A 13,903-nucleotide genomic window follows, 5' to 3' on the forward strand; every position below is an offset into this window, starting at 1 on the left:
TATAGGTTTTAATAGGATTTATTTCTTAAACATAACATCCGGAATTTCTTTAAGCCCTTTTTGATTAAACTTGCAAACCATTCTAACTAGAAGATTATGCAAGCACCAAAGGCTAAAAAAATAGAGAAAGTACTGGAGATTCACGGACATAAACGAATAGACCCTTACTATTGGATGAGGGACAGAGAAAATCCTGAGGTCATTGAATACCTTGAACTGGAGAACAACTATCTAAAAGCCCAAATGAAGGACACAGCGTCTTTTCAGGAACTTCTTTTTGAAGAGATGAAAGGCCGAATCAAGGAGGATGACCAAAGTGTACCCTATTTCAAATCAGGATATTATTGGTATGCCCGATATGAAAAAGGGGGCGAATATCCGATCTATTGCAGGAAAATGGGTTCCTTGGACGCTGAGGAAGAAATCCTCCTCAATGTAAACGAACTAGCCCATGGAAAAAGCTACTTCCACGTAGCAGGAATTTCCGTTAGCCCTGATCAAAAAATAGTAGCTTTCCCTGTAGATGATGTTGGAAGAAGAATATACACGATCCAATTCAAAAACCTGGAAACAGGAGAATTGCTGAGTGAATCCATTCCCGAGATTACAGGTAATATGGCTTGGGCAGCAGACAGCAAGCACCTTTTTTATTCCAAACAAGACCCGGAAACGCTCAGATCCTTTCAGATTTTCAGGTATGAATTTGGTAGCGGTTCAAACTCAAGCGTGCTGATTTTCGAGGAAATTGACGAGGAGTTTACTTGCCAGGTTCATAAATCGAAATCAGAAGAATATCTCTTCATCCACTCTGAAAGCACCATTTCTTCAGAAATGCACTTTTTAAAGGCTAATGACCCAACTGGTGAGTTTAAGACTTTACAGGAAAGAATTCCCTATTTGGAATATGCTGCAGATCATTACAAGGATCATTTTTGGATCAGGACCAATGATCAAGCCCAAAACTTTAAAGTGGTAAAAGCACCCGTTTCAAATCCACAAAAAGAAAACTGGGAAGACTTCATCCCTCATCGGGAGACGGTATTGATCGAGGATTTTGACATCTTTTCCGGATTTTTTGTAAGCCAGGAACGGTCAAATGGTTTGACTCAAATCCATATTCTCCCTTGGGATGGAAGCCCGGGTCATGCGCTTCATTTTGAAGATGAAACCTACACCGCCTGGATAAGTACCAACCCAGAATATGAAACCGAAATATTGAGGTTTGGCTATAATTCTCTGGTATCTCCCTCCTCGGTCTTTGATTACCACATGGTCACTAAGGAAAAAACCTTACTGAAGCAACAGGAAGTTATGGGTGGCTATAATCAGGAGGCTTACCATTCAGAGCGCATCTGGGCCAAGGCGCAAGATGAGGTAATGGTACCTGTATCCTTGGTTTACAAAAAAGAACTATTCAAAAAGGACGGAAGTAATCCACTGTTACTTTATGCCTATGGATCTTACGGATTTAGCATGGATGCCTACTTTAGCAGCAACAGGCTAAGTCTTTTGGACCGTGGTTTTGTTTTTGCCATAGCTCATATTCGAGGAGGAGAGGATCTGGGAAGACATTGGTATGAGGAAGGGAAACTACTTAAAAAGAGAAACACATTCACGGATTTCATCTCCTGCGCAGACTACTTGATTCAGGAAAATTATACATGTCCATCCCATCTTTACGCAATGGGAGGAAGTGCCGGCGGCCTCTTGATGGGTGCCGTCATCAATTTCAAACCTAAATTGTTCAATGGAGTAATTGCCTCTGTTCCGTTCGTGGATGTGGTTACCACCATGCTGGATGAAAGCATTCCTCTTACTACCGGAGAATTCAAAGAATGGGGAAATCCCAAAGAGCAAGAGTTTTATGAATACATGCTCTCTTATTCTCCCTATGACAACATAGAGGAAAAAGATTACCCGAACCTGTTGGTTACTTCAGGTCTGCATGATTCTCAGGTTCAATTTTGGGAACCAACCAAATGGGTGGCCAAGCTCCGAGACCTGAAAACAGACAACAATTTATTACTGCTTCATACAAATATGGAGGCGGGACATGGAGGTGCGTCAGGTAGATTCAATTCCTTGAAAGAACTGGCCTTGGAATATGCCTTTCTTTTAAAACTTGAAGGGAAAATTGGCTAAAGTACCCGAAATTAAAAGCAGGTTTTGTCAAATTAGGGCAATTTCCTGCTTTCATCATTAATAAGTTTTGGTCAAAAAATCACATTTCCTAAATCATTTCAGGCCAAGTTTAAGAAAAAGGATTTTTTTCTAACTTTGGCGCAACCTATTAAACGATTATTCATGAAAATTGCTTTGATCGCCCATGATGGCAAAAAAGCCGACATGGTTCATTTTTTGAGTGGATTTCGAGATGCTCTGCATCGTGCCGATGTAGAACTTGTAGCCACAGGTACTACGGGGTCCCACATAGAAAAAGCAGGCTTCAAAGTTCAGCGTTTACTTTCTGGACCACTTGGGGGTGATGCTCAAATTGCCGCAATGGCAGCTCAGAAAGAATTAGACATGGTAATCTTTTTTAGGGATCCCCTTGACAAACACCCGCATGAGCCAGATGTTCAAATGCTAATGAGAATTTGTGACGTTCACAATATTCCCTTGGCCACCAATCTTGCTTCTGCTGAACTTATGTTTAAAGCTTTAACTCAAACCATAAATGGAGCCTAAAACCATCAAAAAGATTGGAGTGCTTACCTCTGGAGGAGATTCTCCGGGAATGAATGCTGCAATCCGTGCAGCCGTCCGTGCTGGATTTTATTACAACCTTGAAATGTATGGAATCTACCGGGGCTACGAAGGATTGATCCAAAATGACATCAAAAAACTCGATTCCAAAAACATCGCCCATGTATTGGAAAGAGGGGGAACTTTTCTCAAATCTGCCCGAAGCGCTGAATTCAGAACACCAGAAGGAAGGAAAAAAGCCTATGACAATCTAAAAAGCCATGGTATTGATGCCTTGGTAGTAATTGGTGGAGACGGTTCCCTGACCGGTGCTCACCTGTTTTATCAGGAGTATGGAATCCCTGCAATAGGGCTTCCAGGCACTATCGATAATGACCTTTCAGGTACAGACTCAACCATAGGCTTTGATACTGCTTGCAATACAGCAATTGAGGCAATCGATAAGATCCGTGATACAGCGACTTCGCATGACCGCTTGTTTTTCGTAGAAGTAATGGGAAGAGATGCCGGATTCATTGCTATAAATGCGGGAATCGGATCTGCTGCTGCGGCAATTTTGATCCCTGAGAAGAAAATGCCAATCGAGGATTTGGTTGAAAAACTCAAAATTCGAAGCAAGGCAAAAAAAGCCTCCAATATTGTGATCGTAGCTGAAGGAGGTAAAAGTGGCGGAGCAGCCGAAATTGCAGAAAAAGTTAAAAAACACCTTCCTTATTATGACATCAAAGTAACCATCCTAGGGCACCTTCAAAGAGGGGGAGCTCCAAGTTCCTTTGACAGGTTGCTTGCCTCAAAACTGGGTGTGGCTGCTGTAGAAGGTTTGCTTCAAGGAAAATATGATGTTATGGCTGGATTGATCAACAACAAGGTAGTCTATACCCCTATCAAAAAAGCCATCGTTGACGATAAATCGGTAGATGAGGAAGATTTCAGGGTAGCCAAAATTCTTTCTACCTAACCCAAAGCTTAATTCGGAAAACAAATAAAAAATGGAGGCTTTGTGCCTCCATTTTTTATTTGTAATAACCTGATTTATATCAACTTATAGAATCCAAAAAATCAGAAAAAGTACCATATTTTTTCTTGAATTTTTACTAAAATCTTTATCTCCTATCGTCACTTTTAAACAAGAGATAGTCATGAAAGCATTCCTAAAAATCATCAGCATCGTCCTTCTATCCGGTCTTTTGATTGGATGCAAAACTTATCGGTCCATTGAGAACGTAACTATCAAGGATGATCCCCAGCTCACAAATAAAGAGAATTTGGTTCGCCAATTAAAGGGCGTAGAAAAGAATGAGAAAATTCAGGTTTACCTAAACAATGGAAAGTATTTCAATTTGGAATATCAATCCCATACAGCCGATAGTCTGCACACCATACTTCATCAAAAAGCCAAGGCAAATCCAGACCTAAAAAGTTCAGCCACAATTAACATCTCACTTGAAGAGGTTGACCGTATACTGGTATGGAGGACAAATTATGTTTTATCAATCGGTGTTCCAGCGGGATTGGTCATAGGTTTCTTTATTTATGCTTCAACATGGGAATATAGTTTAGGGTCTGGTGATTGGACATGGGATTAATTTTGAAAGCCAAATTTTCCAAATCCTAAGAAAAAAGCCTCCCTGAAATGATTTCAGGAAGGCCTTTTTAAGAAGTGTTGCCCAATTGGAAACTACCCCATCATCAATCTTTCAGGTAAACTCTGCTGGAATTGGGTTTTAGACTTAGTTTGCCTGAAACATTTACCCCATCCCCCAATCCAAAAATCACTTTATCAAAACCCTCAGGGATTTGAATTTCTACTTCCTCAGACCCCATATTGTGAACCACAAATATTTCTTGGTTTCGGAAAGTTCTAAAATAGGCCATTACAGGTTCCGGAAATTGAGAATCCGGCAATTCTAGTGATCCAAGAGCCAAAGCAGGATACATACTCCTAAGATGGATCAGGGTTTTGTAATGGTTGAAGAAGGACTTTGGATCCTTCTTTTGAATTGCCAATGGAACCACTTCCTTGTCTGTACTATATCTTGGTTCAATCCATGTTGCTCGGCCTTGATCCTTTTCCTTGACATCCCATAAAAAAGGCTCTCGGATATATTCATCAGGTTTCAAGCCTTTCATCCCGATCTCTTCCCCATAATAAATATAAGGTGCCCCCGGCATGGTCATCATAATCGCAATAGCCTGCTTTTGTTTTTGGGGGTCTGAACCAAGTTCGTTCAATAATCTTGGCTGATCATGATTGGAAGAAATCGTAGCATCGATAAAATCCGAAGTTATGCCTTCATAAAAATCGATGATTTCTTTTTGCTTTTTTGCCAAAAGCATGCCGTCTTCGGTTTTGAAGGCATCCAAAAGAGTATAATGAAAATCAAAATTGAACAGGGCCGGTAAGCCTGGTAAATAGGGAGCTACAATTTCCTTTTTGTCATAAACCTCCCCTACCAAATACACATCAGGTTTGATCTTTTCCATTTCAGCTCTGAACTCCTTCCAAAAGGCATGGTTATCCAAAGGTCGGTCATCTGGAAAAATATGCTTTGCAGCATCCAATCTAAAACCATCAACCCCCACTTCTTCCAACCAAAATCTCCCGATCTCATAGATTTCCTCCCTGACTTTTGGATTATCGAAATTCAAGTCCGGCATGCCTCCCCAGAAAAATCCATAGTAATAATCCTCTCCCATACCCGGATCATGCCATTGTTGAATATTATCCGAGTCCAAGGTTACAACCTTTTTGTTCAAATAATCCGCAATCGTGTCTTTTTGGGCCCAAACATAATAATCCCGGTAAGGGTTATCCCTTCCCTCCTTAGAAGCTAAAAACCATGGATGCTGATTGCTGGTATGGTTGATGATCATATCAATGACAATCTTTATATCCCGTTGGTGTGCTTCCTTTAGAAGAGTTTTGAAATCCTCCATCGTACCATAATCCGGGTGAACAGCTTTGTAATCCGTCACATCATACTTGTGATAAGTCGGGGAAGGCATTATAGGCATCAACCAGATTGCATTTGCACCTAATTCCTTTATATAGTCCAGATTTTGGGTAACTCCATTAAAATCCCCAATTCCATCCCCGTCGGAATCATAAAAAGACTGCACAAAAATCTCATAGGTGACTCCAGCTTTTGGCCAATAATTTTTCAATTCAGGCGATTCATTGGTTTTGCAGGAGCTTATTGCAAAAACGGCCAATAAAGAAGTGCTCAGAATGGTTTTTTTCATATTTGGACTTTTAGATTTATTGAATACGAAGTCTATTAAAAAAGAAAAAGCCACTTCAATCAGTGACTTTTTCTATTATTGACGAATACGTATTAGTTTCTGTTTACTGCATTCAGCATATCAAATGCCATCTCCAGTCTCTTCACAAAGTTCTCTTCACCTTTGCGAAGCCATACTCTAGGGTCGTAGTATTTTTTGTTTGGACTATCTGGTCCTTCTGGGTTACCCAATTGTGTCTGCAAATAGCCTTCGTTCTTTTTATAATAGTTCAATACTCCTTCCCACATTGCCCACTGCATATCGGTATCGATATTCATCTTAATTGAACCATAGGAATTGGCTTCACGGATTTCTTCAACAGATGAACCGGAACCACCATGGAACACAAAGTTCAAAGGCTTGCCTGTGGTACCATATTTCTCGTTGATAAAGTCCTGGGAATTTTTCAAAATAATAGGTTTCAAACTCACATTACCGGGCTTGTAAACCCCGTGCACATTTCCAAATGCTGCTGCAATGGTAAACAAATCTCCGATCTGCTTCAGATTTTCATAAGCATAGGCAACTTCCTCAGGCTGTGTATACAATTTGGAGGAATCCACGTCGGTGTTGTCCACGCCGTCTTCCTCACCACCAGTCACACCCAATTCAATTTCAATTGCCATTTGCAGCTTTTCAAACTCTTTGAAGTACTTGCAGGAAATCTCAACGTTTTCATGTAAAGGCTCCTCTGAAAGGTCAAGCATATGTGAACTGAACAACGGTCTTTTATAAGCTTCATAGTAAGCTTTTCCAGCCTCCAACATTCCATCTATCCAAGGCAACAATTTCAGAGCAGCATGGTCTGTATGAAGAATGACCGGTACTCCATAAGCCTCTGCCATTTGATGTACATGGTGGGCCCCGGAAATAGCTCCGGCAATACTTGCCTGTTGCTTGTCATTTGGAAGACTTTTCCCGGCAAAAAACTGAGCGCCTCCATTTGAGAATTGTATGATTACAGGTGAATTCACTTTCTTGGCGGTCTCCAATACTGCATTGACGGAGTTAGTTCCGATTACATTGACAGCTGGCATGGCAAACTCATTCTCTTTCGCATAGGCATAAAGTTCTCTGAGTTCCTGACCGTACTTTACTCCAGGTTTAAATTTCATGTTTGAGTTAGGTTTGGTTATTTTTTACTAAAGCGCTTATGAAGCACTCTTTTATTGTCGAATGCTTCAAAGATATAAATACCCGTCTTAAAATTATCTAAATCGAATTCTAAAATCTGCTCGTTACCTGTACTTTGTCCTAAAATGAGGACTTTTCCAGTCATATCCACAATCCGGTAATTTGCTGAAAGCATACCATCAGGCAGTTTTACCATCAATTGTTTACTGGTCGGATTGGGGTAAATCTTAAAATCTATCTTAGGGTCTATTTCCTCTGAAATTGCGGTCACAAAATCCTCCTGAACAATCTGGCTATCCGGAACAGGAAGCGCTTTACTTGTGAAAAGAAAAAATTCTGAAGGCCTCAAGTTGAATTTTACGGTAGTATTTGTAACAATCAGCTCCTCTCCTGTAAAGTAATTGTACCAAGTTCCTACATATGGAAATGCCAATGGGATATTACCTACATTTCCAAGGCCAAAATTCCCGTGCATGACCACATCCATTTCGGGATGTTCTAAAATTATGGATTTCACATTACTGCTTAGAGTCAGAGTGGTTTTCTCTGGCAAACTGAATACCTCGTGCTCCTTTTTGAGCTCAATCATCTCTTGATATAGCTTAAAAAGTCGAGCCCTTTGAGGATCATCCAAATAATTCCATCGGGTAGGCTTAATACCCAAGCGATCATTATTTAACTCAAGGTCGTATCCAAACTCTCCAAATTGCCAAATCATTTTAGGGCCTGGAATAGCAAAATAAAATGCTGTCAATAGCTGATTACGATTCACTGCATTTTGTAGTCCTCTCAAATCAATTGGGGACCGCAACCCAAAATTGAGAGTTTCCCACATAACTCTCTCTTCATCATGGCTTTCTTGATAGGCAATCAAATTTGGATTATTCCAACCCCTATTTTTAAAATAGGCCCAATCAAAATTTTTGGTTTCACCTTTGGCTAATTCCCGAAAATCAGAATTCATATTTCCCCAAAACATCAGTCCGTAATCTGCCAATTCTTTTTCTTCGGAATTTTGAGAAAGGTGCTCCAAAATCACATAGGCATTAGGGTGATGAATCTGGATTGCATCATAGATTTGTTTCCAAATCTTGATCCGACTCGCATCGTACTGAGACCACAAGTCCACATTATCTTGGGAATTGAACTGAGTAAAGCCTTTACTCAAATCAAATCTAAAGCCGTCTATCTTGTATTCGCTCAACCAATAATGGTTCACTGAATCCACAAAAGCACGAGTGTGCTCACTCTCATGATTGAAATCATACCCCACATTATAGGGGTGCCTCGCTACCCTATTGAACCATGGATTTGCTGAAGTAGGTGCTCCATAATCTCCTTCATTGTACAACCGAACCATTGGATTTTGTCCAAAGGCATGGTTCAATACCATATCCAAAATCACCACAATCCCTTTTCCATGAGCTTCATCTATCAGCCGCTTTAAGTCATTCTTTGTTCCGTAGTATTTATCTGGAGCGAAGAAAAATGAAGGATTGTAGCCCCAGGATAGATTTCCTTCAAATTCTGTAACTGGCATCAGTTCAATCGCATTGATTCCCAAATCCGCCAAGTAATCCAAACGATCAATTACTGCCTGATAGGATCTCTTTTCATCAAAATCCCGAATCAGCAATTCATAAATCACCAAGTCCTGCGGCAAAGGTTTTTCATATTCAAGGTTTTTCCATGGATATTCCTCCTGAGCTGTTTGAAGATACGATGCCTGAAACTGGGTTTTCCCCAAAGGGTAGGATTTCAATCCGGGATATCTTCCTTGCTGAATAATCTCCTCGTCATGGATGGGATCAGAAACTTTATCGGAAAAGGGATCCCCAATTCGAATTAAGGACTCCACTAAATATTGAAAAATGTATTCTTCTTTGGGCTGAAGTTCTGAAACTTTGATCCAAAAAACCTCTCCATCAGGCGTTTTATTCAATTTATAGTCAGGTAAAACTTGCCAATTGTTGAAATCTCCAATTACATGAACTTGCTTTTTCCCAGGCGCATGTAAGGCCAAAATCACCTCCGTATCAGACAAATAATTTATCCCTAAACGTGCTCCTATTGGCAATTCAGCGACCTCAGACTTGTCAAAAACATGAATATTGATCGATTGAGAATCTGAGTTGCTACCCGATAATGCCTTGGCATTTAAATGAAATGTTCCGGCCTCACTTGCTGTGAAATCATAGGAATGCACCAATACTTGGTCTTCCCTACTCACTTCCGATCCTCCCAGTTCAAAAGAAATGGTAGATAAGGAAGATGCTTCTGCTTTGAATGAATAGGTCTCACCAACTTCCATTGAAATGCTGGATGTTTCTGGCTGTGTTATTTCAACTGAAAACCCCTGAGCCAAATCCACAAAAAAATCGGAATTGGAAGCGGTCTTTCCTTCTTTGGTTCCATCAACATTTCGAAAAACTAATCCCAGCCTATAAATAGTCGCTCCTGTAGGGTTTTCAAAAAATTGGTCAGGAACCAGTTCATAAGTATACAGATTTGCCTGACCGGAAACTTTGTTCATCTTTGCCTTCGAGTTTTCAGTTCCCCAATCAAAAGGAACAATTGCCCAAGATGTCGAATTGGGCCCTTCTGTAACCGCACCGATATGAATATAGATATCGCAATTGCAATCCTTCAATGCAGAAGTTCCCTTTGATGCATCGTAAATCAATTTTACTGATTGATTTGAATATGGACTACTTGGCTCTGTAGTCAGTTGAGCTAAAGCGCTAGCGCTTACCTGTAAATAAAAAAAGATTAATAGGGGTCGTAAAATTCTTTTCATGAAGGTTAAAATCCAGAAGAATTTTATCAGCATGACATGGGAAATTCTTCAAATGAGACCCTCAAATTATGGTTTGAAATAAAGAAAAATCAATAGTTGGAAACTGAAAATCAAATAAAATCTTAGTGCAAACGTTTGCAACATCGATTGCACAACTCAAAAAAAATTTATTTGTAAACTCCTTTAATTCAGTATTTTCAAAAAATACACCAGAAAAAGCGCATTTATGAATCGTTAATGAAGGACATTTTCATTAAAATTCAACATAACCAATTACTTGTTTTATGAAGTTAGGCCAAGCTACGATCAAAGATATTGCAAAGGAACTCAATGTTTCTTCGTCTACAGTTTCAAGGGCATTGAAAGATTACCCTGGAATTAGTGATGAAACAAAGAGAAAAGTGAAAGAGCTGGCCGAAAAATTAAATTACCGTCCCAATGCAATCGCTCTTTCCCTGCGCAAAAGTCGCTCTTATACAATTGGGGTAATAATTCCGGAAGTAGTTCATTTTTTCTTTTCAACTGTAATAAGTGGCATTGAAGAAGTAGCCTATTCCCGCGGATACAATGTAATTCTGTCTCAAACCAATGAAAAAATTGGGAGGGAAAAATCAAGTATTGAAACTATGCTGTCCAATCAAATTGATGGATTTATGGTTAGCTACTCAAAAGAGACTGAAAATTTTGACCATTTCACCAGGCTTTTGGATCAGGGTTTTCCGATTATTTTTTTTGATCGATCTACTGACATTCCAAATGCAATCAATATTATGGTGGATGATTACAAAGGGGCATTTGATGCCGTATCTCATCTAATCGAACAGGGTTATCAGAAAATCGTGCATTTGGCAGGCCCAAAAAATTTAAAAATCAGTAAGGAAAGAGAACGAGGCTATCGGGATGCCCTGAAAAATTATGGAATGGAAATACAGGAGGAGTATATTGTGGAATGTCCAGTTGGTTCCGATGAAGAAAGTAAGGAAATAACAACCAACCTTCTGACAACACTTCCTGAAAAGCCTGACGCTTTTTTTGCCAATAACGATATGGCGGCCGTTGGAGCAATGGCTGCAGCCAAATCACTGGGATTCAAAATTCCTGAGCAAATTGGCATTGTAGGTTTCAGCAACTGGCAGTTCTGCTCGATGGTTGACCCAAGTCTTTCTTCCGTTTCCCAGCCCGGTTTTAGAATGGGAGCCAGAGCCACGGACATGCTTCTGGATATCATAGAAAAGAAGTTGGACCCACAGAAAATCACCGAGCCCATTACTTTAGATACCCAACTTTTGATCAGGAATTCTTCTTTAAGAATAAAATCCTGAAAAAATTTCAAAAAATGTAAAAAAATAGTGCAATCGATTGAATAGGGCAAAAATATTCCCATTCCTATTTTTCTTTTTTAACTCAGTCTAAAAAGTGCCAATAGAAGCACTCAACGCGATTTTTATGATTCACAATCGTTTCTAAATTAGCGCAAATCGAATTTTTGATTTAGCGCAAACCAGAATGAAAAAGTCAAGTACCCCTGTGACAATTACACAGAATTCCTCCAGGTTTTTAAGCATGGGAAAGGTGTTGGAATGGAAGCAAACTGAAACTGGAATTTCAGGAATTTCTGAAAATGGTTTTTTCAAATTAAGTGTATATGAGGAAGGCACAATCAGAATTCAAGCCAGCAGACATCAAGACTTTGACCCAAATCCCTATTCAGTAGTTTCCTCTCCTAAGAAAACTCAGTTCACACTTAGGGAAAAATCCGGTAAACTCCATCTTGAAACTTCAAAACTGAATTTACAGATCAACCTTCTCAACTTTTCAATTCAGTACTTTTCAAATGATGGCAAGCTACTCAACGCCGATGACCAATTGGGAATTGGGTGGATTGGTACCGAAGTCTCTTGCTTTAAACAGGTACAGGAAAATGAGAAATTTATCGGTTTGGGTGAAAAAACGGGAAATCTAAATCGAGCCGGAAAAGCATATACAAATTGGAACACCGATTATTTTGCTTACGGAGTTGGAGATGATCCACTTTACATGAGTATCCCATTTTATTTGGGTATTCATGAAAACGGGACCTATGGGATATTTTTTGACAATACACACCAATCTGTTTTCAACTTTGGAGCCTCCAATAATCGCTTCATCTATTTTAGTGCTGTAGATGGGGATATGGATTATTATTTTATTCATGAACCCTCCGTCTCAGGAATCATCAGCAAGTATACTGAGCTCACTGGCAGAATGAAACTTCCTCCAAAATGGGCCTTGGGCTATCAGCAGTGCAGATATAGTTATTATCCAGACAAAGAGGTCTTAACCCTCGCAAGTACTTTCCGGGACAAAAACATTCCAGCAGATGTAATCTATCTTGACATCCATCATATGGAATCATACAAGGTTTTTACGTTTGACGGGGTAAAATTTCCAGATGCAAAAGGAATGATCAAAGCCCTTAAATCCAAAGGCTTCAAGGTGGTGGTAATATTGGATCCGGGCATCAAAACAGAAAAAGGATACCTTCCCTATGATGAGGCAAAGAAAAAAGACTTGTTCGTCAAATATCCTGATGGCTCCGAATATCAAGCCCAGGTATGGCCGGGATGGTGTGCCTTTCCTGATTTTACCAAAGAGAAAACACGTTCTTGGTGGGCAGAAAAAATGGAGTTTTACATTGAGGCAGGAGTGGATGGTTTTTGGACTGACATGAATGAGCCAGCAAGCTGGGGCCAATTTACTCCCAACCTAATCGAATTCGACTTTGAAGGACAAACAGCCTCCCATCGAAAAGCGCGCAATATTTACGGAATGCAAATGGCCAAAAGCACACAAGAAGGGTCCCTTTTGCACAAAAAAGATGAAAGACCATTTGTGCTTACCAGATCTGGTTTTTCAGGAATACAACGATTTGCAGCTGCCTGGACCGGTGACAATGTTTCCAGTGACGAGCACATGTTGGCTGGAGTTCGCCTAGTCAACAGTTTGGGCTTAAGCGGAGTAGCATTTTCGGGTTATGATGTGGGCGGTTTTGCAGGGGAAGCGTCAAAAGGCCTTTTTGCACGCTGGATCAGTATTGGGGCTTTTGCACCCTTCTTTCGCTCCCACTCTATGATCAACACCAATGATTCAGAACCTTGGTCGTTTGGAGAGGAAGTAGAAGAAATCTCAAAAAACTATATTCAACTGAGATACAAGTTATTACCTACAATTTATTCAAAATTTTATTTAAGCACATTATCAGGATTGCCAATCAGTGCCAGCTTGGCAATAGACTACCCTTCTGATCCAAAAATCTTCCAGACCGCCTATCAAAACCAGTATTTATTCTGTGATAGTTTCTTGATCGCACCAGTAGAAAGTACAAAAGAAATAGCGAAGGTTTATTTGCCTAAAGGAAGTTGGTATTACTTCTACTCCGATGAAATTTATGATGGGGAAAGGGAAATCTACCTAGATACTCCTCTCAGCTATCTACCGGTATTGATAAAGTCCGGTAGTATTTTCACCTCTCAGTCAACTGTCTTCAACAGTGAAGAAAAGCATGATGGAATCCTACAAGTTCATGTATATCAAGGGGCAGAAGGCAGCACCTTTGTTCACTATGAAGATGATGGACGAAGTCACCGCCATGAAAAAGGAATTTATTTCAAAAGGGAAATCAAATTGGATACTGATTCCCTGAGTTTGGTTTTCGGAGAGGCTGAAGGCCAGTACAAAAGTGATTACGATAAGCTCAGAATATATTTCCACGGCTTTAGCTCAGAGGTAGTCAATCTCAACGGTAAATCCATAAAGTTAAAATCAGAAAATCATGCCTTTCTAGGCAGGTTGACAGAGTTTGACCCACTTCCCGAGCATAATCACCCCTATTATGAAATTCAGGATTTAAAGTATCTTGAAGCTGAGCATAGTAGCGAAAAAATAGAAATAACCGGGCTTTTCTGAGCAAAGGCCAAACAATCGACAAACCCAATATGACCCAAA

9 protein-coding genes are annotated in these 13,903 nt (G+C 40.0%); 6 read left to right on the forward strand and 3 right to left on the reverse strand.

All coding sequences use genetic code 11. The annotated features are described in order from the left end of the window. The first annotated feature begins 96 nt into the window (after nucleotides 1-96). The 4 genes from P2G54_RS09555 (at nucleotide 97) to P2G54_RS09570 (ending at nucleotide 4,292) form a co-directional block, all read left to right on the forward strand. Nucleotides 97-2,142 (forward strand): S9 family peptidase, encoded by a 2,046-nt coding sequence (locus tag P2G54_RS09555; protein WP_275870518.1) that lies wholly within the window; start codon nucleotides 97-99, stop codon nucleotides 2,140-2,142. Nucleotides 2,143-2,304: 162 nt separating this feature from the next. Continuing rightward, entirely contained in the window at nucleotides 2,305-2,688 is a 384-nt protein-coding gene (locus P2G54_RS09560) for a methylglyoxal synthase (RefSeq protein ID WP_275870520.1), read from the forward strand. Then, the gene (pfkA, locus tag P2G54_RS09565) at nucleotides 2,678-3,664 is read left to right on the forward strand and encodes a 6-phosphofructokinase (protein WP_275870523.1); all 987 of its coding nucleotides are present in this window, start codon (nucleotides 2,678-2,680) and stop codon (nucleotides 3,662-3,664) included. Before P2G54_RS09560 ends, pfkA begins: the two co-directional genes overlap by 11 nt. Nucleotides 3,665-3,845: 181 nt before the next feature. Next, nucleotides 3,846-4,292, forward strand: coding sequence for a hypothetical protein (locus P2G54_RS09570; RefSeq protein WP_275870525.1), 447 nt, complete (start codon nucleotides 3,846-3,848; stop codon nucleotides 4,290-4,292). Nucleotides 4,293-4,395: 103 nt separating this feature from the next. On the opposite strand, the gene P2G54_RS09575 is transcribed toward P2G54_RS09570, so the two are convergent. From P2G54_RS09575 to P2G54_RS09585, 3 genes are all read right to left on the reverse strand, one after another. Continuing rightward, on the reverse strand, nucleotides 4,396-5,949 hold the full coding sequence (locus P2G54_RS09575; protein WP_275870527.1) for an alpha-amylase family glycosyl hydrolase: 1,554 nt from the start codon (nucleotides 5,947-5,949) through the stop codon (nucleotides 4,396-4,398). Between the two features lie 92 nt (nucleotides 5,950-6,041). Further along, nucleotides 6,042-7,103, reverse strand: a complete 1,062-nt coding sequence (gene fbaA / locus P2G54_RS09580; protein ID WP_275870529.1) for a class II fructose-bisphosphate aldolase — start codon at nucleotides 7,101-7,103, stop codon at nucleotides 6,042-6,044. Between the two features lie 17 nt (nucleotides 7,104-7,120). Further along, complete coding sequence (locus P2G54_RS09585; protein ID WP_275870531.1) at nucleotides 7,121-9,655, reverse strand: alpha-amylase family glycosyl hydrolase; 2,535 nt, start codon at nucleotides 9,653-9,655, stop codon at nucleotides 7,121-7,123. Nucleotides 9,656-10,203: 548 nt separating this feature from the next. Between P2G54_RS09585 and P2G54_RS09590 the strand changes: the two genes are divergently transcribed. Both P2G54_RS09590 and P2G54_RS09595 read left to right on the forward strand, forming a co-directional pair. Then, nucleotides 10,204-11,241 (forward strand): LacI family DNA-binding transcriptional regulator, encoded by a 1,038-nt coding sequence (locus P2G54_RS09590; protein WP_275870532.1) that lies wholly within the window; start codon nucleotides 10,204-10,206, stop codon nucleotides 11,239-11,241. Nucleotides 11,242-11,425: 184 nt separating this feature from the next. Further along, nucleotides 11,426-13,864, forward strand: a complete 2,439-nt coding sequence (locus tag P2G54_RS09595) for a glycoside hydrolase family 31 protein (protein WP_275870533.1) — start codon at nucleotides 11,426-11,428, stop codon at nucleotides 13,862-13,864. Nucleotides 13,865-13,903 lie beyond the last annotated feature (39 nt).

It is taken from the genome of Algoriphagus sp. CAU 1675 (genome assembly GCF_029222925.1).
GTDB lineage: Bacteria > Bacteroidota > Bacteroidia > Cytophagales > Cyclobacteriaceae > Algoriphagus.

Bases quoted from the DNA above. Each gene is read 5' to 3' on its own strand.
- P2G54_RS09555 (WP_275870518.1), top strand. From the start codon at position 97: ATGCAAGCACCAAAGGCTAAAAAAATAGAGAAAGTACTGGAGATTCAC.
- P2G54_RS09560 (WP_275870520.1), top strand. From the start codon at position 2,305: ATGAAAATTGCTTTGATCGCCCATGATGGCAAAAAAGCCGACATGGTT.
- pfkA (WP_275870523.1), top strand. From the start codon at position 2,678: ATGGAGCCTAAAACCATCAAAAAGATTGGAGTGCTTACCTCTGGAGGA.
- P2G54_RS09570 (WP_275870525.1), top strand. From the start codon at position 3,846: ATGAAAGCATTCCTAAAAATCATCAGCATCGTCCTTCTATCCGGTCTT.
- P2G54_RS09575 (WP_275870527.1), bottom strand. From the start codon at position 5,949: ATGAAAAAAACCATTCTGAGCACTTCTTTATTGGCCGTTTTTGCAATA.
- fbaA (WP_275870529.1), bottom strand. From the start codon at position 7,103: ATGAAATTTAAACCTGGAGTAAAGTACGGTCAGGAACTCAGAGAACTT.
- P2G54_RS09585 (WP_275870531.1), bottom strand. From the start codon at position 9,655: ATGAACAAAGTTTCCGGTCAGGCAAATCTGTATACTTATGAACTGGTT.
- P2G54_RS09590 (WP_275870532.1), top strand. From the start codon at position 10,204: ATGAAGTTAGGCCAAGCTACGATCAAAGATATTGCAAAGGAACTCAAT.
- P2G54_RS09595 (WP_275870533.1), top strand. From the start codon at position 11,426: ATGAAAAAGTCAAGTACCCCTGTGACAATTACACAGAATTCCTCCAGG.